Here is a 21262-nt window from a genome sequence, read left to right on the forward strand (position 1 = left end):
CTTAACAATAAAGAAAAATGTTAAGCCACGATTAAATAATCGTATTGAACAATCAATGTTTATGTAAAGGTAATTTTTTTATTAATAATAATTTATTTAATATCAGATCAACCGAAATTACATCGCAATTTAGTTGGCTATTTAAATCAAACGTTTTTAAAACATAATCATAAAAATAATTCGCATGGGTCATTATTGGTTGATTGCTGACATCACCCTGGCAAGGTTTGTTGGCAATGGTTAAACTGGCTAAAGCTGAAGTATCAGGATGCCGAGTCAACAATAACCAAAAACTGCCTTCTTTAGAATATTCATCATAACGACGTGATTCATAACACCACCCCACCAATGCCTGATCAACCACACCTTGTTGTAAATCCGTTATGGCTGGGAGTAAAATCTGTGACCAATTACAAATATCTGTCGAAATAAAAATATTGGGTCCATTCACTTTCAATGCATCAGCAACATAAAAAGAAATCGCATTATTTATGCTATTAATAAAATTAAATGGTCGTGGTGTTTTACGTTGAAAAATATCCATCTCCAGTTCATACATATTACTGGGTGAACTAAAAATTGAGGTCACATACACGCCACAATGAGCATTAATCTTTTCTATGGAAAGCGCACCTAACAATGATAACAACGCTAAACGACTTGTACGTCGACTATTAATATTAAATTGCTGTTTAAGCAAATTTTTTAACTTACTTTCTTCACTATGGCTCTCTGCGATAAACTGTGATGTACTGAGTAAAAAAACACTTTGCATTATTCTGTTATCTCCAACAATAACACAGCGTTATTACCGCCAAATCCAATACAATTTAATAAATAATAACCTTGAGGATAAGGTTTTGAAATGTCTGTAAAACCATTTGTATAAATAGGTTCAGATTGCGCCATGTGATAATTTGGATAACTAGGCGTCTGTTTTGATTCGAATATCAACAATAATATTATCATCTCAAGTACACCAGATGCCCCTAATGTATGACCAAGATAAGGTTTAAAAAATATCAACGGTTTTCGCTCTGTAAAAGCATTTGTTAAGCTATCAATTTCAACTTTATCATTCATTGGACTACCTGTCGCATGAGTTTTAATGGCAACAATATCGGTTTCAGTCATATCGAATTGCGTTAACGTGTCTTTAATGAGTGCGCTAACATTTTTAGGATCCGTTGTGGTAATATTAGAGGTATCACATATCGTTTTACCGCCTTTTAAGATAAATTGATTATTGTTTGCTAATCGTGGTTGATTGCTTAATGCAATACAACCAATCCCCTCCCCTAAAATAAGTCCTTGGCTAACACTTAAAAATGGTGGTTGATAATTATTTGTTAGTAATCCTAAAGCATTAAATCCTTCTAAAGTGATAGAATTAAATGATTCAAATCCCACAATGATTGCCCGTTCAATTATGCCTTGGGAAATGTAATTTTTTGCATAAAGTAATGCATTAGAACTTGAAGTACAAGACGTCGCAACATTGATCACATCAAGATTTTTCCATTTTAATTTAAGTTGTTCTGCTATTTCATTTAAAGAAAAAGGTTGGTGATAACATGCTTCTGTTAATTCTAATAATTCCTTATTAAAAAAAGTAATTTCATGCGAAGACATTGCAAAAGAAGTGGAAGCTAAAAAAATTGGGATTTGTTCCAATTCTGATTCTTGCCACTGACACGCCTGTAAAGTTTGCAGAATTTGAAATACTATATGATCAACGATCTCAGTTAAACTTAGCCGTTTTTTATCAAAGGCTGGAAAATAATTAACAGATAGTGATTCACTTGCTGTATTTAAAGGAATCAATTTAGGTTTTCTTGGATGAAAAAGAATATTACTAATAATCTCATGGCAATTATCACCTTGTGCGCACACTGCTGAAAAACCATTAATGTAAACATTGTCCATAATATTATTTTTTTATTTGCTCAAGTACATATTTATTGAGTTTCGAAACCGTGACCATATGTATTCTTACTTCTCGGTCACCTTGTAAACGAACGCCAAATTGCTCTTTTAACGCTACGCAAATTTGTAATGCATCTAAAGAATCTAAATTTAATCGACTGGTAGGCCCAAACAGCGGCTCATTATCTGTTAACTCCTCGGCAGTTAAGATATCTTCTTTTTCAGATTCGGTAATAATTAACTGTTTTAATTTAAAAATTAAATTATCCAAATTTAACCTCTTGTTTTTATTATTTAATTAAAAATTTATAAATGCTTATTATTTAATTGCCGATAGTAAATAATTCCTGCTAGCAATAAAAAAATTAGCGCAAAACCTATTAACGACAACCATTGTGGTAATATTTGTACAAAATCATACTGATCAAGCAAAAGATTATGAAAGCCTTTCAAAGCCCAAGACATAGGCGAAATTAAACAAATTATTTGCATGGTTTCGGGCATCATATAACTCGGTACCATAATACCGCCTAAGGCTGCCATAATAATATTTCCTCCACCACCTAATACCACAGCATGTTCTGCCGATTTTGCAAGAACGCTAACTAACAGTGCATATCCCAAAGCAGATAAACTAATTGCTATCGATAACAATGCATAGTTCCAATAAGCGCCTTCTAAAACAAATCCTGTAATATTGATTAAAGGTAAAATATAAATACCTAACAAAATCATGCCAATAAACTGTAATTGATTAATCAAAAAATAAGGTAACAATTTTGCGATAAGTAAAGAAAATGCCGATGATTTTGCTAGTCGTAATCGAATAATAGTGTTCGTTTGTTTTTCACAAGTCATGACATTTGATAAAGGAATCATGATAAAAAACATACCAAAAATTAACCAAGCAGGAACACTTTGTTGTACCGAACTCGGTTTAACCACTTTAGTGCCTTCTACATTGATAAACTCTTCAGTGATTATTTTTCCTGACAAATAGTTATCTAGTTGTTGTTGCCGTTTTAATTCGATTGCATTTTCATCCATTATAGAAGAATCATTGTTTGGCGTTGAAAAAATATCTTTAAGCCGTAGCTGTAAATAACTTTTCTGGATAATTGTTTGTAAATTCATCAATCTTAGTTGATCGATCCCCGCTAAGGTTAATAATGCTAAAGGCGATTCATTACTCAAATTTCCGGTATTTTGATTGGGATTAATTAATAAAAAATCATAATTTCCCTCAATTAATTTAGCTTTTGCATTATCCTTATCAGCTATATCAAAAAAATCAACATTCATATTTTCTTGATTGCCCAAAATCGCTATTAACTGCGAGTTCAATAAATTGGATGATTCACCAACTAAGGCTATTTTAGTATTTTGATTGAAATCATCACGTTGGCTTAATGCCACAGACATAATGAACATAAACAACATAGGCATAATAAAAAGAACAGCTATACCATGTAAATCACGACTCAACAGACGAAATTCTTTAGCGATTGCAGCTAGCATTGCTTTGCCCTCCATGCCTCAATACTGACTTATTCAAGAAGTCCAAATAAAATGACTCTAAAGAACCATGACCATACTGAATATTTTGTATTTGGTATTGTTGAAATTCTTGTAATATTGTTGTGATCTGCTCAGGAGATGAATCAATGACAACTGTTTGCATTGGGGTATGTCGAATTAAAGTGGCATTAAATTGGTCAAGCACATGTGAAGGCACACTTTGCGCTAACGTGATAATACATTGTTGTTGAGCATGTTGTGTCAATATCTGATCAATGGAATGGCAATACAAAATTTTACCGCTCTCCATAATGGCAATTTTTTGACATAAACTTTCTATTTCGTGTAGATAATGAGAAGTGTAAATGACAGTTACCCCTTCTTTAGTTAATTGCTTCACACTGTCTAATATAAATTGGCGGGATGCAGGATCAACCCCGACCGTAATTTCATCCATAAAAATTAGCGTTGGCGAGTTAATTAACCCTATAGCAAAATTTAATCGACGTTTTAAACCACCCGACAAATTCGCTGACAACTTATTTTTATAATCTAAAATATCGACTTTTTTCATCAATGAAATTAGAAAATTAGGATCTTTAATTTTATACAACGAAGCAAAAAATTGTAAATTCTCGAAAACCGTCAATTGAGGATAAAAAGCGTATTCTTGTGGAATTAAAGAAATACGTTGCAATTGTTGGCGAGACAACTGAGAGAAGATCTGATTATTAAGATAAATTTGCCCGGATTGTAATGATAGTAACCCCGACATTAATGATATCAATGTTGTTTTGCCGGCGCCATTAGGCCCTAATAATCCAAAGCATGTGCCGGATTCAATTTCTAAATTAACATCACACACCGCATAATTATTAGCATTTTTATAGCGATGAGATACATTTTGAAGCTTTAACATACAATTCTTTAAAATAATTTTAATTTTTATAAACAGAATGTTAACATATTATGCTATTATAACAAAATGCATGTTAGGTAAACAATTAACGATATAATCTAATAAATCAATTATAACAATGAGTAACAAAAAAAACGTTCTATTAGTGTACTATTCACAAACGGGTCAATTAACACAACTTACTAGACATTTCGTATCACCTTTAGCTAATCATGAAGATATTAATTTAGAAACGCTTGCTATTGAACCTCAGCAAGCCTATTCTTTTCCATGGTCTTTTAACCACTTTTTTAATATTTTTCCAGAAACGGTTCATTTAATGCCTTCACCCATTGTTGCCCCACAATTTAAACAGCAAAAATATGATTTAATCATTCTAGCTTATACTGTGTGGTTTTTATCCCCTTCTCAGCCTATCACCGCATTTTTACAAGATAAAAACACGCAACAACTCTTAGCCGATACCCCTGTTGTCACGTTGATTGGATGTCGCAACATGTGGTTAATGGCACAAGAAACCGTGAAGAAATACTTAAAAGAAGCAAATGCTAATTTAGTTGACAATGTTGTTCGCATAGATAGCTGTGGCGGGCCTGCAAGTTTTATTGCTACACCGCTTTGGATGTTTACGGGGAAAAAACAGCCCGTACGTTGGCTACCGAAAGCGGGCATATCTGATGAGGACATTAATGATTGTGCTAAATATGGTGAAAAAATTAAAACCGTATTGCTAACACAACCCAAAATCACTGAGCCAATGTTAAAAAACATGGGGGCAGTCAAAGTCAATGAACGTTTGATTCTTAGTGAAAAATTTGGTTATCGCAGCTTCTATTTATGGGGCAAACTGATCATTAAAGCAGGTAAAATCGCTCGACCACTTCGTCAAGGTTTACTTTATTTTTATATTATTTTCTTGGTAGTAATCATTTTAACCGTTGTGCCAATTAGTGCACTGATCAAAACATTACTATCCCCATGGTTAAAAAACAAAATCAGTAAACAAAAACATTTATTTAGTTGGCCTTCAGGCGAATAAAATATAAGAGTAAGACAATGAAAACACATAATGTTTATATTAATAAAATTGCCGCATTTTTACCGAATAATCCTGTTGATAATTCATCAATGGAAAATGTCCTTGGACAAGTTGGTCACAAACCGTCCAGAGCAAGAGCAATTATTTTAAAAAGTAATGGGATAAAAACACGATACTATGCGATTGACCCGCACACTCGTCAGGCAACACATAGCAATGCCAATTTAGCAGCACAAGCCATAAAGTTATTGTTCAAAGATAACCATCAATTTGGTATAAATGAAATGACTTTTTTAGCCTGTGGTACTTCTTATCCAGATCAGATTATGCCTGGTCATGGAGTCATGGTTCATGGCGAACTCAATGAAACTCATCCTTGCGAAGTTCACAGCAGCTCAGGTGTTTGTGTTGCAGGTATGTCTGCACTGAAACACACGTTTAATGCTGTAAAAGTTGGTGATCATTGTACCGCCGTTAGTTGTGCATCTGAAACTGCATCTGCTGTAATGAGAAGTGAGAACTTTGAAGCAGAAATAGAACAAAAAGTGAAAGCGTTGTCTACACAACCTGAACTGGCCTTTGAAAAAGATTTTTTACGTTGGATGCTATCTGATGGAGCTGGGGCTATGCTATTGAGTAGTAAGCCAAATAGTCATCATTTATCATTAAAAATTCACTGGATTGATATTTTATCCTACGCAAATGAGATGCCAGCATGCATGTATGCAGGCGGTGACTACTATCAGGATCAGTTCATAGGTTGGAAGCAATTTACTCAACTTGATCAACAAAATCAAAGTTTGTTAAGTGTTAAACAGAATGTAAAAATGCTAAATGAAAATATTGTTAAGTATACCGTTGAAAAGATGCTTGCTAACTCAATTAGAAAACATGATTTGAAAAAAAATGATATCGATTATTTTTTACCTCATTACTCTTCTCATTATTTTCGTGAAAAACTCTATCAAGGATTGATAAATATTGATTTTGAAATTCCTTATGAAAAATGGTTTACCAATCTTACTTCAAAAGGTAACACAGGTTCAGCTTCTATCTATATTATACTTGAGGAATTTTTGCGGACGCATTCACTCAAGCATGGGCAAAAAATATTATGCTATATCCCAGAAAGTGGACGATTCTCATCGTGTTTTATGTTACTTGAAGTCATTGATGCTAACCAAGAGAATTAGAATTTATGGATATTAACCAAATTCCACAAGATAAGAGTAAAACTTATGGCGGTCATGCCAAAGTGGTTTATGCTGTTAAAAATGGAAGTTATACAAAAGCAACTACTAGCGGTTGGGAAGATGAAGAGTTTGTAACATTACAAGCTGTAGATGCATTAGCAGAACAAACTCAGTTGGCTTTTCATGCAGTGAAGAATGAACAACGCTCATCACTCTTTTACTATATGTTTTTATATCGTCATGATATCACTAGCCTTGCTCAAACAAGTGGTTTTTTTCGTTGGCAAATCAAACGGCACTTCAAACCTCAGGTTTTCAAGAAATTATCAGATAAAAAATTAAATCGTTATGCACAAGTCTTTAATTTATCCATTGAACAGCTAAAACAACTTCCGACTGAAGACAATCGAACGCAAAACAATTATCCATTTAAATAAACTTATTAGACTTTGTATAATCATAATAATCAGGCAACATAATGACAATTCATCATTTTCAACATCAGCACACCGCACACTGTGAAAGCGGTGTTATGTCGACGCTACTCAAGCACCACGGTTTTGATTACAGTGAACCCATGCTCTTTGGTTTATCTTCTGCACTTACATTTGCCTATTTACCGATTATAAAACTTTCGGGTATGCCACTCATCGCTTATCGTATGCCACCAAAAACAATTATTCGTAATTCTTGCAAACGATTAGGCATTAAACTGAACATGCAAAAATTTGTCTCCGCAACACAAGGCATGCAAAAATTGGATCAAGCATTAGACAACAATCAATTAGTTGGACTACAAACTTCTGTTTTTTGGTTACCTTACATTCCCGATGCTTTGCGCTTTCATTTCAATGCGCATAATATTCTTGTCTATGGGAAAGAAGCAGAACATTATTTGATTAGTGATCCGGTTATGGAATTACCAGTTCAATGCTCAGCATCAGACTTGGAACGGGCTCGTTTTGCTAAAGGTGCATTGGCAGGAAAAGGATTAATGTATACATTAGAAGATACCCAAAAACAGGATCACCATGTAAATCTATCTCAAGTGATTCGCAGTGCAATCCTTAAAAATGCGCGCCAAATGCAAGCCCCTTTACCTTTTATTGGTATTAAAGGTATTCATCTTTTAGCTAAACGAATCCAAAAACTAAAAAATTCGATGAAAAGTGATCAATATAAAAAACTTTATCTAGGTCATATTGTTAGAATGCAGGAGGAAATCGGAACAGGTGGAGCTGGTTTTCGTTATATGTATGCTTCATTTCTTCAAGAGGCAGCAGATCATTTCTCATCAAATCACAAACCATTATTGATTGAGGCTGCCGATAATATGACTAATATTGGCGATGCGTGGCGTAAATTTGCTAGCCGTACGGTAAAATTATGCCGAAATTTGAACGAAACTGGATTTAATGAGGTATCTGAGTTATTACACCAAGTTGCCGATAGTGAAAAAAAATGTTGGCGATCACTCAGTCAAAGTATCAAAAAAATAGCTTGAGCAGCTAATAATGATAGGTTATTTTGGTGTCCAGAAACAAATGATAAGGGCTTTTAAAAAAATTTAAACGTCGAAAAAATAGAGACCTATTATCACGAATTTAGGTCTCTATTTCATCACTTAAATTAAAACCACACTTCAGTTTGCACCCCAAAACTAATTTGATGTTTTTTACCATTAAATTCAAATTTACTAATATCATTATTTAATGACTCAATATACGATAGATAGAAACGAATATCGGGACGAGAGGATAAAATACTTTCACCTACTTTAAATGAATGATACAGGGTTGTTTTGTAGCCTTCTTCTTTATAAGTTCGACCATTAACTTTATTTTTTTGTTTAAAGTAACCAATTTCAATACCACTTTGATTGTATTGATCCCAAATATAAGCAGGTCTTACTGCTGATTTAAAACTGGTAAAATCTGTATGAGGTAAGTTTAAATCATAAGAATAAACATCTTTACCTGTTGTTAAAGCTAATGCATGCGCCACGATAATATTATCAGAAAAATACGCTTCACCTTCAGAAACTAATCGATAAGCCTTACCTCCTGTGTGTTTACCTATATAATCATTATCAGCATTAGCGGCAAATTCTGGATTATTGGTATTGATATTGCCCAAATGTGAAGCGACTGAATTGGTTGCAGTCTGTAGCGTTAGCTGATTAAAACCACCAAAAAAGTTATTTTGACGTAGAACAACACTACCTAACCAAGCATTTTTAACAGTGACATCATCTTGCAGTTTTGATTTGTTCGGCGCTGAGTATCGGGCATTAACAGCAAACAATGCATCTTGCCATAATGGGATATCTCGGTAACGCACTTCAATTTCATTGATATCAACTTCTTCACGCCTTACTTTAGCTATATCTGTTCCCGCTGTTTTTTTATTGACCTTAACATTCACATCAGCACGTAACAATGCTAAATCTAGCTTTCCTACGCCAATTTCCAAATTTTCAATACCGACACCCCCACCAGCTGGCGATTTTTGGGTTTTCCAATCAAGCATTTGAATTTCATTATACGGTAAAGAGTGCTTACCTACCCACAAAGTCGCTTCAGGAAAAAGAGGAACAAATCCTTTGGTGGCTAAGTAGATATCAGAAAATTGCATGATATTGTCGTCTTGCGTATTAAACAATCCAGCCGCTTTATCGGTTGCCACATTACCATCAATCATAACAATTGCATCCACTCGACGACCATCTTGATCATACACTTTTTGTCTGAAGACAAGATCGTACCACCCCCCATATTCGTTCCCAAATCGTCCTAGAGCGCCTTCGGCATAATTTTTGGGTTTACCATTCATCGAAGTTGACCAACCACCACGAAAATACCCATTAAAGGAAAATCCAATTTCTTCTTTAATATAATCTTTGAATTCTGTTAACGTAAACGATTTTTTAGTGGTAATATTACTATTCTGTTCTTCATTAGTTTGGCTATCAGTGACTAACACAATCGCATTATTGTTATTAGGATGCTTAATACTAACAGGTTGTAGATTAACTGATTTTTGTTGTTTGAGTGCGGCGGTTTGTATTTTTATCTCTTTTTGTTGATTGCTTATCACTAACTGTTGCTTTTCTAAATTAAGACTTAACTGAGCAATTTGCTTATTCGATTCAATCAGCTGTTTTTTCAAATCAATAGATTCATTACTCAGCGCAATTAATTTTTGCTCTAATAAATTAATTCTTGCCTCTAACTCATCTTGAGTAGCAGCTATCGCATTAGGCAAATAAAATAAACCGAGCATGGTAATTAAAACAATTCGCTTAGGCTTTACTTTTATTAATGATTTTGTTAGATATTTCATTTTTCTCTACTCATAATTTAATTGTTTATTCATTAGTCTTATAAATTTAAGACAAAAAAAAACCTAAAGAATAGGTAACAACAACTATTCTTTAGGTTTTGCCCGCTTAATATCGGTAGCAATCCAAAAGCTAATAATTAGCGTTTTCAATATAACAAATAAAAAAATGGTTTCAAAAATAAAATCCTGATGTTGTGACTTAAGTCACAGTAATTAAAAGTTATTTAAAGATAAAAAATGTAACCGTAAACAAAAAAAAATAAACAGAATTAAGAAACTTACAATTTTATACATGATTCCGATTAGACAAATGTTATATTGTTCACTGTTGTATGTCCTAATTTAGTTATAATAATTCGCATTCAAAAATTGGTTAGATTAACGTAAATCATTTAGTACTAAATTGTTAAGATTAAAATGGTGAAAAAATGAATCTCTCTTTAGATACAATCATAAGTAGAAATGATTGGAATAATTTATCAGTTCTTAGTATTAATAGGCTTCCGACACATTCTAAATTCCACAGTTGGCGTGATAAATTACAAGCTAAAAATAATATTGATTCAGAATCAATATTATCTTTAAATGGGGATTGGTTTTTTAGCTATTTTGATAACCCCAAACACGTTCCGGAATCATGGTTAGAAAGAGAGATAGACACCAATACCATTCCCGTTCCATCTAATTGGCAATTACACGGTTACGATGCACCAATTTACACCAATCTACGTTATCCATTTCCTTATAATCCCCCTTTTGTTCCTGACGATAATCCAACAGGTTGTTATTCTCGTTATATCAATATTACGCAAGCATGGTTAGATAAAGGGGAAACTAGAATCATTTTTGACGGTGTTAGTTCTGCTTTTCATCTTTGGTGTAATGGTCAATGGGTGGGTTATTCGCAAGACAGTCGAATCGCTGCGGAATTTGACTTAACCCCTTACTTAACAGTTGGGCAAAACAGAATAGCAGTCTTAGTTTTAAAATGGTGTGATGGAAGTTATCTTGAAGATCAAGATATGTGGCGATTAAGCGGTATTTTTCGAAATGTTTCGCTACTTAATAAACCTAAATCACACCTAAAAAATATCCAAATTAAGACAGAACTTGATGCCTGTTATCGGAATGCTACGTTATCGATACAAGTTGACGTAAAACACAATGACAATATGGATCAATTAAATATTGGCATTGAATTATGGAAAAATAGCGATTTGATTTCCGGACAATTTCAACTAATTGGTACCGAACCCATTGATGAAAAAGGGGGCTATCATGATCGCCTGTTTTGTCATATTCCAGTTATTTCACCTGAATTATGGAGTGCTGAAACACCTAATCTTTATCGTGTCGTAATCAGTTTATATCATAAAAAAATCGGGCTTATAGAATCCGAAGCTTATAATATTGGTTTCCGAGTGGTTGAGATCAAACATGGTCAGCTTTGTATTAATGGTCAACCTTTACTTATTAAAGGAACCAATCGCCATGAGTTTTATCCGGATCAAGGCTATGCTATCACTGAAGAAGCCATGCTTCATGATATAAAACTGATTAAACAACACAACTTCAATGCAGTACGTTGCAGTCATTATCCCAATGATCCTCGTTGGTACGAACTTTGTGATCAGTATGGACTTTATTTAGTCGATGAGGCGAATATAGAATCTCACGGAATGTTCCCTATGTCCCGTTTATCAGATGACCCCTATTGGCTCGCAGCATACAGTGAACGGGTTACACGCATGGTGCAACGAGATCGCAATCACCCATCTATTATTATCTGGTCACTTGGGAATGAATCCGGGCACGGTTCATCACATGATGCACTGTATGCTTGGATCAAAAGTAATGATCCAACTCGCCCCGTTCAATATGAAGGAGGAGGCGCAAATACGGCTGCCACCGATATTATTTGCCCTATGTACGCTCGAGTCGATCAGGATCAACTTCATCCAAAGGTACCTAAATGGGCTATAAAAAAATGGATATCCCTGCCCGATGAAAACCGCCCACTTATTTTATGTGAATATGCACATGCTATGGGAAATAGTCTTGGTGCTTTTTATAAATATTGGCAAGCATTTAGGCAATATCCAAGATTACAAGGTGGTTTTATTTGGGAATGGGCAGACCATGGTCTTCGTTGCCAAACATCATCAGGAGAAAATTATTGGGCTTATGGCGGTGATTTTGGCGAGGCTTACCACGATAGGCAATTTTGCTTGGACGGCTTAGTTTTTCCCGATCGAAAACCGCATCCAAGCTTAATCGAAGCCAAAAAAGTTCAGCAACCTTTTCAATTCAAACTCATTAGTCAAAAACCTTTAGTTGTCGAAATAACCAACGAATATTTGTTTCGACGTACTGATAATGAACTATTACAATGGGAGATCTTAATCGATGGTAATAAACAACGAAGTGGTCAAATTACCCTTGATATGCAACCAGATAGTACAATCAGAATAAAATTACTTGATAGCTTACCTAACTATATCAATTGTGAAGATGTTCATCTTTCTGTCATTATTATCCAAAAAGAAGAAACTCCATGGTCACCAATTGGTCATCTTGTCGCTTGGGAACAATGGCAACTTGAGAATGTCTTTATTCCGCCTCTTAAGCTTAACAAGCTTAAAACCCCCATGACATTAAAGGAAAATAAAAATAATTATTTAATTTCTCATCAAAATCAAAATTGGTTATTTGATAAAACTACTGGTTTTCTAAATCAATGGACTAAAGAGGATAAACCATTATTGGCTTCGCCGTTTTGTGATCAATTTATTCGAGCGCCAATTGATAACGATATTGGAATTAGTGGTGACTATGATAGCAATAACAATCCATTTGCCTGGGTTGAACAGTGGAAAGCAGCAGGTTATTTTGATTTAACCCATAAATGTCTTGGAATACAAGCTTCACAATCATCCAGCACTATCATTATCGAAGCGTTGCATGGTTATTTTTATGAAGGTCAAAGAGTGATTCAAAGCAAATGGATTTATCAATTTGATCAGCAAGGCTATTTAACGCTAACAGTTGATGTTGATATTGCCAACAATATGCCAGCACCTGCGCGTATTGGTTTAACATATCAACTTAACGAAATCCCAGAAAAAGTTAAATGGCTAGGTTTAGGGCCGCACGAAAACTATCCAGACCGTAAACACTCTGCCATTTTTTGTAAATGGTCATTACCTTTTTCTGAACTCTATACTCCTTATATTTATCCTTGTGAGAATGGTTTACGCTGTGATGTAAAGAAATTAATACTGGATGAAATGACGATCACCGGTCAGCAATTTCAATTTAACATCAACCAATATGGTACTCAACAGTTAATGGCGGTCACACATCGTCACCTTTTAGTGGCGGAACCTTGTGCTTATGTGAGTATTGATGCTTTCCATATGGGGATTGGTGGTGATGATTCATGGACACCAAATGTCCATTCTGAATTTTTATTAACTAAAAAACATTATCGTTATCAATTAACCTTCGAGGTTAACTAAAAGTTACGATGCTAAAAAAAGAACAACGATAAGGCATAATAAATTTATGCTTTATCGTAATTTGCTCAACATGCAATTAAAGTTATCGATTCAAATATCAAAAATTCAGTTTGAGATACAACAACTAGCAATGTATTTAACTAACACCATCAAATAGCTTATCTAACTCTTCAATAAAAGCTTGTTTAGGAAGATGATAAAAAATACCATGGTCAGGCATACCTCGTAAAAAAAGATAATAAACTCCCCCAAAATGGGTTTGATATTGATAATTGGGTAAGCGGCTTTTCAAAAAACGATGTAACGCTAGACTATAAAGTTGATATTGCAATTCATAACGATGCTCACACATCACCTGTTCTAAGGCTTTTTGCCCATAATCTTCAGCTGAATAACCTAACCAATTTGATTTATAATCAACAATATAATACTTCCCTTGATATTCAAAAACCAAATCGATAAATCCTTTCAGCATGCCTTGTACTGTTTCAAAATCAAGTGTTGGACATTGATTAGATAAGCTGTCATAGGTTTTACAAATGCTATCAAGTTGTTCACAACGTATTGCTTCACGAATCGGAAAATAAAATTGTAGTTCATTAATGCATCGTCCAGTTAATACCTGTGATAACACCAAACCTTGTTGATCAAGCGTTGTGGACAACACTTGTTGTAACCAATGCAATAAAATAGCTTGCCAGGTTGGATCTAAATTAAGTTTTGTTATTGTTTCATTACACAAAGTTTCGATATTCTTATTAGAAACATTTTCCATTATCTTATGCAGCAAAGTCCCCACATACGCCCCTTTGGGAAAATGGTGAATATCATAGGTTAATTCGTTCTGCAAAGCGGCTTGGGATTCTGGCGTCTGTTCATCCCAATCGCTGATAATTTCTGGATTGATCGTTAAAACAGCATGATGTTTTTGTAGTTCCGTATAACTGGTTACACGCCAATGATTACAAAGTTTCCGTTTAAATACATTAGCCGTTAAAGATTGATTTAGCTTACAATGAGCGGTGTACTTATCATTTTCAAGGGGTAGTTCCACATTAATAAGATCCGCCATTGCTGTTATATTGTTTAACTCACCCTTTAAAAGATAATGGATAGCTGATTGGTCTTTCTTCATAGTGGCAAGACCAATACTACAATGATAAACCGATCGTGTCATAGCAACATACAATAAACGTAAGTCTTCCGCCATGCGTTCATCTTCAATCTGTTGTTTTATTTCATCCGTTAATATCCATGCATAAGTTTGTTGAAAATCGTTATTTTTATCATGATAAAACTGTGTATCAGACACACGATATTGGCAAATAAAAGGTAACCAAACGATTGGAAACTCTAAACCTTTTGATTTATGAATGGTGATAATCTTGACTAGATTTTCATCACTTTCAAGACGCTGCTCATGATTTTCGAGATTAAAATCAGGATTAACAATCTGTTTGGTTAACCAACGTATTAAAGCATGTGGACTATCTAAATCATCTGCCGCTTCTTGTAATAACTCACTTAAATGCATAAAGTTAGTTAAAATACGCTCTCCGTCTTGTCGAGCAAGAATATTTTCCGCTAGCTGACGTTTTTTCATCATTCGACGTAACATCACCAATACGCCATAATATTGCCATATAACCTGATACTGCTTAAATTCTTCTACTAAGCTTTCCCATTTATCTTGATCATCAGTGATTTGTTCAAGTTCAGACATCGTCTGTCCTAATAACGCCGTCATCATAGCCAAACGTAAAGCGGCTTCATTTTCTGGCATCAATACCGCTTGCAGAAGACAAAGCACATCCTTAGCCTCATCTGATTCAAATACGCTATTACGATTGGATAAATAGACACTTTTGATACCACAAACGGCCAATTTTTGCTGAATAATTTCAGCTTCTCTACCTGTTCGTACTAAAATGGCTATATCTGACGTCGTTATTGGGCGACAACCCTTGCTATCATTAATTAATATTGAAGAGTCCGATAACCATTTGACTATTTGCTTGGCACAGCAATTTGCCATCTGCTCTTGATAATCAGCTTTGGTTGTTACTTCTTCTGGCAATAAATAAGCTGTTAAAGCATTGCTTTCTTGATCATTAATTAGCAATGATTTTTGCTTATTTTTTTCAGCGCAATTCATTGGTAAAAAGGGAATATCATTAAAAACAAACGGATTTTCATGATGGGCGAATAATTGATTTACCGCATTTACCATAGCTGATGAGGAACGGTGATTCACATCCATGGTAAAATAGTTATCACCGGTTGAACGTTTCGCCTTAAGATAAGTGAAAATATCGGCGCCACGAAAACTATAAATAGCTTGTTTCGGATCACCGATAAATAATAGTCCGATATCAGATCGTTTGCTATCATAAATACGATCAAAAATTTGGTATTGAATCGGGTCAGTATCTTGAAATTCATCAATTAACGCAACCCGATATTTCGTTGATATACTATGTGCTAATCGTTTTCCTGTTCGTGTCACTAACGCCCGATTAAGCTGCCAAAGCAAGTCATTAAAACTTATCTCAGTGCGTTTAATTTTTTCATCATAAATGCCTTTTTGGATTATGGTTACAATATCCATTAAAATATGGCTTCGCAAATCCAGTTTACACTTATAGAGTGTATCAATTTCAGTAAAAACAGAATGACTTGGAACGATTTTTCCTTCTTTTGTTTTGCTTGCCAGAACTGATTGACAAAATTTTTCAAGCTCATTAGGTAATGCAAACGTAAGCGTTGCACTGTTAGCCCATTGTGAAACTTTTGAAAGCCAATTAGGTAGATATCGGCTACTATAAGATTGTTTACTGACACCCGATTGATTAATAATATCCGCTAATTGATCAACATGCTTTAACCATGCTTTTTTTACCGTTTCAATCATGTTAAAATTTTGCTGATAAAACTCAGCTATTGCTTCGGTAATATTGGGGTTTAATTCAGTTTTCTCATTAAAGGTATTGGATAAATAAGGGGTAATATCGGCTAATAATTCTGCCGGCTCTTTCCAACAGTCTCGAACTAAATAAGCATACGATTTTTCAAGAGGTGTAAAATAGTATCGCCAGAAATCTTGCACGACTTGCAATTGCAATTGATACTCGTCAGTAATTAATTTTTGTTCGAACAACACGCCAGACTCAAACGCGTGACTAGTTAGTATTCTTTGACAGAAACTATGAATCGTGTAAATTGCTGCATCATCCATTGATTGTTGGGCTTCAGTAAGTCGTTGAATCGCTTGTCGACGATCAACAATCAATGCCATTAATTGCTGATAAATAGGATCATCATGTTCACCGTTTAATAATGCCAATCTTAATTCTTGTATGTTTTGTCGTATACGTGAACGTAACTCTTGAGTGGCCGCTTTGGTAAACGTCACCACTAAAATTTGGCTAACATCAAGCGGTGTAGGATAGCTATTTTCACCAATGCCAAGCAGTAACCTTAAATATATAAAGGCAAGCGAATAGGTTTTACCCGTACCTGCCGATGCTTCAATCAGTGTTCGGCCTGTTAACGGTAAATCAAAAAGATTGAGTTTTTTTATTTCGCCTGATGAAACCATTCAAGCTTACCAATAGTTGATGTTAACTCAATGCATGCAATTGATGCAGTCGGAAACATGGGCGGAGAGATATCAGGACAAAGCTCATTCACCAAATATCCAACTAAAGGAAGATGCGAAACAATAATCACTTGCTCAATACCTTGAGAAGGAAATGTCGATAACAAATTGGCAATATATTCAGGATTACCGCCAGGTACTAACAGTTTATCTGTTTCTACTGTTGAAACAGAAACTTGTGACGATAACTCTGCTAATGTTTGCTGAGCACGTAAATATGGGCTAACTAAACCAATATTAAATTGAAAATTTTGTTGTTTAAGCCACTGCCCAGCTTGAATTGCTTGTCGAATTCCGTAAGACGTAAGGGATCGACTTGAATCGGATGAAGCAGAAAAGCCTGCTTCACCATGCCTCATAATACAAACTTTCATTACTCTCCAATTAGCGTAATTTTAATTGAAAAATCAAGCATTCAGCACCACAACAAAAGGTAAATTTTGCCGTTAATTTAAAACCACCCTCAACTTTATCAATACTGCTATTAATTTCGCAAGGTTCTGTTGCCACAGCTTTTGCTGCTTGAGTTAAAGATGCTAATTTAGCTTGAGCTTCTGACTCTATCGTAAAGACATGCTCATACTCAGCCGTGCAATCCTCATTATCTATGATTGTGCCAACATCTACGCAACAACACGCCGGAGTATCATTTGCTTTACATTTATTTAAAGAATCTGTCATGCCATACCTCTGTTTTACCGATTAAATTGACAGTAGTATACTCTCAATCCTATCTAAGGGCAAAATTCTCATCAGGATTTATTTAGAATAGCTTTACTTTGATAACATTCTTTGAAAGATAAAACGACATTGTTATTGACTAAACGGAATCAAGAATCCGAGTTGTAATTTGAGTTTTTTGAAATTGAGAAAATTCAAATAAATCTTGTCGATATGTCAGTAACGTTCACCAACAAATCAACGATTCAATTTGTAGTTAACTCAATGCCCCTTTTTCAGTTCTGTTAAGGTATTCTTTTATTATGAATCCAAATCCGTTTAACCAGAAAGTCGTTCAATTTAGGTTATTGGGATTGAATTTAATTGAGATAGTTAATGTTTTGGTAATCTTAAAAAGATTTAGATCACAAAAAAGTAAAAAAACCTCTACCAAATGGTAGAGGTTATATGATTAAAATTTAGGTGCAGATGAACGACCTCGTTTTTTTGCAAAACTTTTATCGTTCGATTCTGTTCGGTTACTTTTACGTCCCCGTTTAGCATCTGACTGAGCACCACTGACCAAGCTCATTTTCATTGGTTGATTCAGTACCCGTACTTTTTCTAAATGTTTAAGGATATCTTTTGGCATTCCTTTTGGTAACTCAACCGTTGAATGGGTTTCATAAAGTTTGATGTTACCAATATAACGACTACTAATATCCGCTTCATTAGCAATAGCACCAACAATATGCCGAACTTCAATACCGTTCTCTTTACCAATTTCAATACGATACATATCCATGTCACCCACATCACGACGTTCCCGACGTTTTGGCGACTCTCGATTATCGCCTCGTAGTCGACGTTCACCACCACGATTATCACGATCACGACCTTCACGAGATGGTTTGAATACTGGATCAGGCGGTAGAATTAATGGGCGCTCACCTTGTGCAAGTTTTAATAAAGCAGTTGCAATCGTTTCAAGATCCGCACCACTTTCAGTTTGGATTTGGCTCAGTATTGCTTGATATTGATCTAAATCATTACTTTCTAGCTGTTGTTGAACTTGCTGATTGAACTTAACTAAACGACGTTTTTCTAACAATTCTTTAGAAGGTAAGCCCACTTCTGGGATTGGTTTTTTAATTGTTTGTTCAATATTTTTTAGTAAACGACGTTCACGGCTATCAACAAATAAAATTGCACGACCTGCACGGCCTGCACGACCTGTTCGCCCAATACGGTGAACATAAGATTCTGAGTCTAAGGTAATATCATAGTTGATAACTAAACTAATACGTTCAACATCTAATCCGCGCGCTGCCACATCAGTTGCAATTAAAATATCTAAACGACCATTACGTAATCGATCAAGTGTTTGTTCTCTTAATTGCTGAGTCATATCTCCATTTAATGCAGCACAACTGTACCCGTGTTTTTCAAGCACTTCGGCGACATCAAGCGTTGCTGTTTTTGTTCGTACAAATATAATTGCAGCATCAAAATCTTCTGCTTCAAGAAAACGTATTATTGCCTCATTTTTACGCATTCCACGCACTAACCAATAACTTTGATCGATATCAGGCGCTGCTTGATTAGTCCCTTTTATCTGTACTTCTTTTGGATTATGCATAAATCGTTTAGTGATACGGCGAATTGGCGCAGGCATTGTTGCTGAAAATAGCGCTGTTTGATGATCTTCGGGAATGGCAGCCATAATATTTTCAACATCATCAATAAAGCCCATTCTTAGCATTTCATCGGCTTCATCAAGAACTAAACCTTTAAGATTTGAAAGATCTAATGTTTTACGATTTAAATGATCTAATAAACGTCCAGGCGTGCCAACTACAATTTGCGGTCCTTGTTTTAACGCTCGCAATTGCACATCATAACGCTGACCACCATATAGGGCTAATACATTCACCCCTTTCATATATTTTGAATATTCTGAACAGGCATCAGCAACTTGTATTGCAAGCTCACGTGTTGGTGCTAACACTAATAGTTGTGGCGCTTTTAAGCTGGCATCAATGTTCATTAAAAATGGAATGGAGAAAGCCGCTGTTTTTCCACTTCCGGTTTGCGCCATACCAAGCACATCTTTTCCATCTAATAATAGTGGAATACATTCAGCTTGAATGGGTGATGGTTTGCTAAAACCAAGATCATTTAATGCGTTAAGGATGTCCTCGGATAAACCAAGGTCAATAAAAGAAACTTCATTTGTCATGTAAACTCGCTTATAAATTTATCATATATATAAACTTTCTATTTTAATTGCTAAACAATTAAGCTTAATGAAATAAAGTAATTCATCTCAATATAGTTAAATGTTTAATTGCATTTCCTTGAAAAGAAAGCTATATATAAATTTATGCCAGCTCACTAAATTGAAAATTTACGATTCACATCAAAAATTAATTACTGATACTATAATTGATTATTGTTGTGAATGTTATATGGACAAATATCACATTTGCGTAATACTCTGATCCGATTAAGGATATAACTAATTAACGACTCATCAATAACTTGAACAAGTATTAATAGTCAATCAGAACTAAACTATAACAATATTTTCACTTTTAAAACTGGCATGACCCATGTTACTTTTCCTCAAGTAACTTCATTTCGTAGAGTGCCTGTTGATGTTCAACAAAGTTATAAATATTATTAGCTAAAGCATATTTAAATAACATTTTGGCACGCTCATTATCACCTTTATTCTGATAATATTTACCCAAATAAAAGTAGGTTTCACAAAGACGCTCAGCTAATTGCCGATTATTTTCAACGCCTTCTTGAAGATTTTGCATCAATTTAGATTCATTAATTTTACCTAAATAAAATGCAACAATATGGCTACTATAAATCGATTTATCATTTAACCGATTATAACGGTCTTGTAGCATATTTAATGCTGTTTTCTTATCAATCTCATTTTCAATTAGATAAAGCCATAATAATCTAATTGGCTCATTCACATCATATTGATAAAACTGAAGTGCATCTCGGTTAGCAGATTGATAATGACCTGTACGATACAACGTGATTGCTCGATTCAGATATGCATAAGCATAAGCTGGATCGATTTCTAAAGTTGTATTAAAAGACATTAAGGCAACATCAAAGTCACCTTCTCTTAAAGCATAAGTCCCTAAAAAGTTATAAATATCTGGAATGTCAGCGCTATAACCTAATAAGGTAGAAAAATCAATTTGCGCAAATGCTTTAAAACCTAATGAATCATAAACAATTCCCCTTTCAAAAATAAGCTGCATTCGGGTTACAGTATCAATATTTTTTTGGGATAATTGTTGGCTAATCTGAGCAATTTTCAATTCATCATTATACGAAACTTGCTCAGGAACAGCCAAAAGGAGCGGTGAACTTGAACAACCTGACAATAGAATAACAGCTATAAGTAAGCAGACAATCCTCAGGTTGAAAAGTTTCATTTTAAAACCCCTAATGATTAAT

16 protein-coding genes are annotated in these 21262 nt (G+C 34.6%); 5 read left to right on the forward strand and 11 right to left on the reverse strand.

Features of this window, described 5'->3' with window-relative positions:
* Positions 1–52: 52 nt before the first annotated feature.
* From ACGH4F_RS03795 to ACGH4F_RS03815, 5 genes are read right to left on the reverse strand one after another with little or no spacing between them, the layout of a single operon-like run.
* A complete protein-coding gene (locus ACGH4F_RS03795; protein WP_411590036.1) occupies positions 53–775 on the reverse strand; it encodes a hypothetical protein in 723 nt (240 codons plus the stop codon).
* Positions 775–1926: a beta-ketoacyl synthase N-terminal-like domain-containing protein gene (locus ACGH4F_RS03800; protein WP_411590037.1), complete on the reverse strand. Its 1152-nt coding sequence runs from the start codon at positions 1924–1926 to the stop codon at positions 775–777. The genes ACGH4F_RS03795 and ACGH4F_RS03800 overlap by 1 nt, the downstream gene beginning before the upstream one ends.
* Before the next feature lie 4 nt (positions 1927–1930).
* Positions 1931–2197, reverse strand: coding sequence for an acyl carrier protein (locus ACGH4F_RS03805; protein WP_267350604.1), 267 nt, complete (start codon positions 2195–2197; stop codon positions 1931–1933).
* Positions 2198–2232: 35 nt separating this feature from the next.
* Complete coding sequence (locus ACGH4F_RS03810) at positions 2233–3444, reverse strand: ABC transporter permease (protein ID WP_411590039.1); 1212 nt, start codon at positions 3442–3444, stop codon at positions 2233–2235.
* Positions 3425–4363 carry an ABC transporter ATP-binding protein gene (locus ACGH4F_RS03815; protein ID WP_411590041.1) on the reverse strand — a complete coding sequence of 313 codons (939 nt, stop codon included), beginning with the start codon at positions 4361–4363 and terminating at the stop codon, positions 3425–3427. The genes ACGH4F_RS03810 and ACGH4F_RS03815 overlap by 20 nt, the downstream gene beginning before the upstream one ends.
* Before the next feature lie 118 nt (positions 4364–4481).
* Here ACGH4F_RS03815 and ACGH4F_RS03820 point away from each other — a divergent pair, with 118 nt between their 5' ends.
* The 4 genes from ACGH4F_RS03820 to ACGH4F_RS03835 are packed head-to-tail and all read left to right on the forward strand — an operon-like array spanning position 4482 to position 8099.
* The gene (locus tag ACGH4F_RS03820; RefSeq protein ID WP_267350610.1) at positions 4482–5402 is read left to right on the forward strand and encodes a dialkylrecorsinol condensing enzyme; all 921 of its coding nucleotides are present in this window, start codon (positions 4482–4484) and stop codon (positions 5400–5402) included.
* A 17-nt stretch (positions 5403–5419) separates the two neighbouring features.
* A complete protein-coding gene (locus tag ACGH4F_RS03825; RefSeq protein ID WP_267379170.1) occupies positions 5420–6595 on the forward strand; it encodes a beta-ketoacyl-ACP synthase III in 1176 nt (391 codons plus the stop codon).
* A gap of 5 nt (positions 6596–6600) precedes the next feature.
* A complete protein-coding gene (locus ACGH4F_RS03830) occupies positions 6601–7032 on the forward strand; it encodes a hypothetical protein (protein ID WP_267350614.1) in 432 nt (143 codons plus the stop codon).
* A 41-nt stretch (positions 7033–7073) separates the two neighbouring features.
* The gene (locus tag ACGH4F_RS03835) at positions 7074–8099 is read left to right on the forward strand and encodes a BtrH N-terminal domain-containing protein (RefSeq protein WP_411590043.1); all 1026 of its coding nucleotides are present in this window, start codon (positions 7074–7076) and stop codon (positions 8097–8099) included.
* A gap of 125 nt (positions 8100–8224) precedes the next feature.
* On the opposite strand, the gene ACGH4F_RS03840 is transcribed toward ACGH4F_RS03835, so the two are convergent.
* Complete coding sequence (locus tag ACGH4F_RS03840; protein ID WP_411590045.1) at positions 8225–9937, reverse strand: carbohydrate porin; 1713 nt, start codon at positions 9935–9937, stop codon at positions 8225–8227.
* A gap of 428 nt (positions 9938–10365) precedes the next feature.
* On the opposite strand from ACGH4F_RS03840, the gene ACGH4F_RS03845 reads away from it, so the two are divergent.
* Positions 10366–13455, forward strand: coding sequence for a beta-galactosidase (locus ACGH4F_RS03845; protein ID WP_411590047.1), 3090 nt, complete (start codon positions 10366–10368; stop codon positions 13453–13455).
* A gap of 136 nt (positions 13456–13591) precedes the next feature.
* Here the strand turns inward: ACGH4F_RS03845 and recB are convergent, their stop codons facing one another.
* From recB to nlpI, 5 genes are all read right to left on the reverse strand, one after another.
* Complete coding sequence (recB, locus tag ACGH4F_RS03850) at positions 13592–17053, reverse strand: exodeoxyribonuclease V subunit beta (protein WP_411590049.1); 3462 nt, start codon at positions 17051–17053, stop codon at positions 13592–13594.
* On the reverse strand, positions 17032–17487 hold the full coding sequence (gene sixA / locus ACGH4F_RS03855; protein ID WP_411590050.1) for a phosphohistidine phosphatase SixA: 456 nt from the start codon (positions 17485–17487) through the stop codon (positions 17032–17034). Before sixA ends, recB begins: the two co-directional genes overlap by 22 nt.
* Before the next feature lie 10 nt (positions 17488–17497).
* On the reverse strand, positions 17498–17794 hold the full coding sequence (locus ACGH4F_RS03860) for a YfcZ/YiiS family protein (protein ID WP_411590052.1): 297 nt from the start codon (positions 17792–17794) through the stop codon (positions 17498–17500).
* A 451-nt stretch (positions 17795–18245) separates the two neighbouring features.
* A complete protein-coding gene (locus ACGH4F_RS03865; protein WP_411590054.1) occupies positions 18246–20012 on the reverse strand; it encodes a DEAD/DEAH family ATP-dependent RNA helicase in 1767 nt (588 codons plus the stop codon).
* Between the two features lie 376 nt (positions 20013–20388).
* Positions 20389–21240, reverse strand: coding sequence for a lipoprotein NlpI (gene nlpI, locus ACGH4F_RS03870; RefSeq protein WP_267350629.1), 852 nt, complete (start codon positions 21238–21240; stop codon positions 20389–20391).
* Positions 21241–21262 lie beyond the last annotated feature (22 nt).

Source organism: Gilliamella sp. CG35, from assembly GCF_046635745.1.
GTDB classification, from domain to species: Bacteria; Pseudomonadota; Gammaproteobacteria; order Enterobacterales; family Orbaceae; genus Gilliamella; species Gilliamella apicola_I.

Bases quoted from the DNA above. Each gene is read 5' to 3' on its own strand.
- ACGH4F_RS03825 (WP_267379170.1), top strand. From the start codon at position 5,420: ATGAAAACACATAATGTTTATATTAATAAAATTGCCGCATTTTTACCG.
- ACGH4F_RS03845 (WP_411590047.1), top strand. From the start codon at position 10,366: ATGAATCTCTCTTTAGATACAATCATAAGTAGAAATGATTGGAATAAT.
- ACGH4F_RS03815 (WP_411590041.1), bottom strand. From the start codon at position 4,363: ATGTTAAAGCTTCAAAATGTATCTCATCGCTATAAAAATGCTAATAAT.
- ACGH4F_RS03865 (WP_411590054.1), bottom strand. From the start codon at position 20,012: ATGACAAATGAAGTTTCTTTTATTGACCTTGGTTTATCCGAGGACATC.
- ACGH4F_RS03820 (WP_267350610.1), top strand. From the start codon at position 4,482: ATGAGTAACAAAAAAAACGTTCTATTAGTGTACTATTCACAAACGGGT.
- nlpI (WP_267350629.1), bottom strand. From the start codon at position 21,240: ATGAAACTTTTCAACCTGAGGATTGTCTGCTTACTTATAGCTGTTATT.
- ACGH4F_RS03835 (WP_411590043.1), top strand. From the start codon at position 7,074: ATGACAATTCATCATTTTCAACATCAGCACACCGCACACTGTGAAAGC.
- ACGH4F_RS03840 (WP_411590045.1), bottom strand. From the start codon at position 9,937: ATGAAATATCTAACAAAATCATTAATAAAAGTAAAGCCTAAGCGAATT.
- ACGH4F_RS03800 (WP_411590037.1), bottom strand. From the start codon at position 1,926: ATGGACAATGTTTACATTAATGGTTTTTCAGCAGTGTGCGCACAAGGT.
- ACGH4F_RS03860 (WP_411590052.1), bottom strand. From the start codon at position 17,794: ATGACAGATTCTTTAAATAAATGTAAAGCAAATGATACTCCGGCGTGT.
- recB (WP_411590049.1), bottom strand. From the start codon at position 17,053: ATGGTTTCATCAGGCGAAATAAAAAAACTCAATCTTTTTGATTTACCG.
- ACGH4F_RS03795 (WP_411590036.1), bottom strand. From the start codon at position 775: ATGCAAAGTGTTTTTTTACTCAGTACATCACAGTTTATCGCAGAGAGC.
- sixA (WP_411590050.1), bottom strand. From the start codon at position 17,487: ATGAAAGTTTGTATTATGAGGCATGGTGAAGCAGGCTTTTCTGCTTCA.
- ACGH4F_RS03810 (WP_411590039.1), bottom strand. From the start codon at position 3,444: ATGCTAGCTGCAATCGCTAAAGAATTTCGTCTGTTGAGTCGTGATTTA.
- ACGH4F_RS03830 (WP_267350614.1), top strand. From the start codon at position 6,601: ATGGATATTAACCAAATTCCACAAGATAAGAGTAAAACTTATGGCGGT.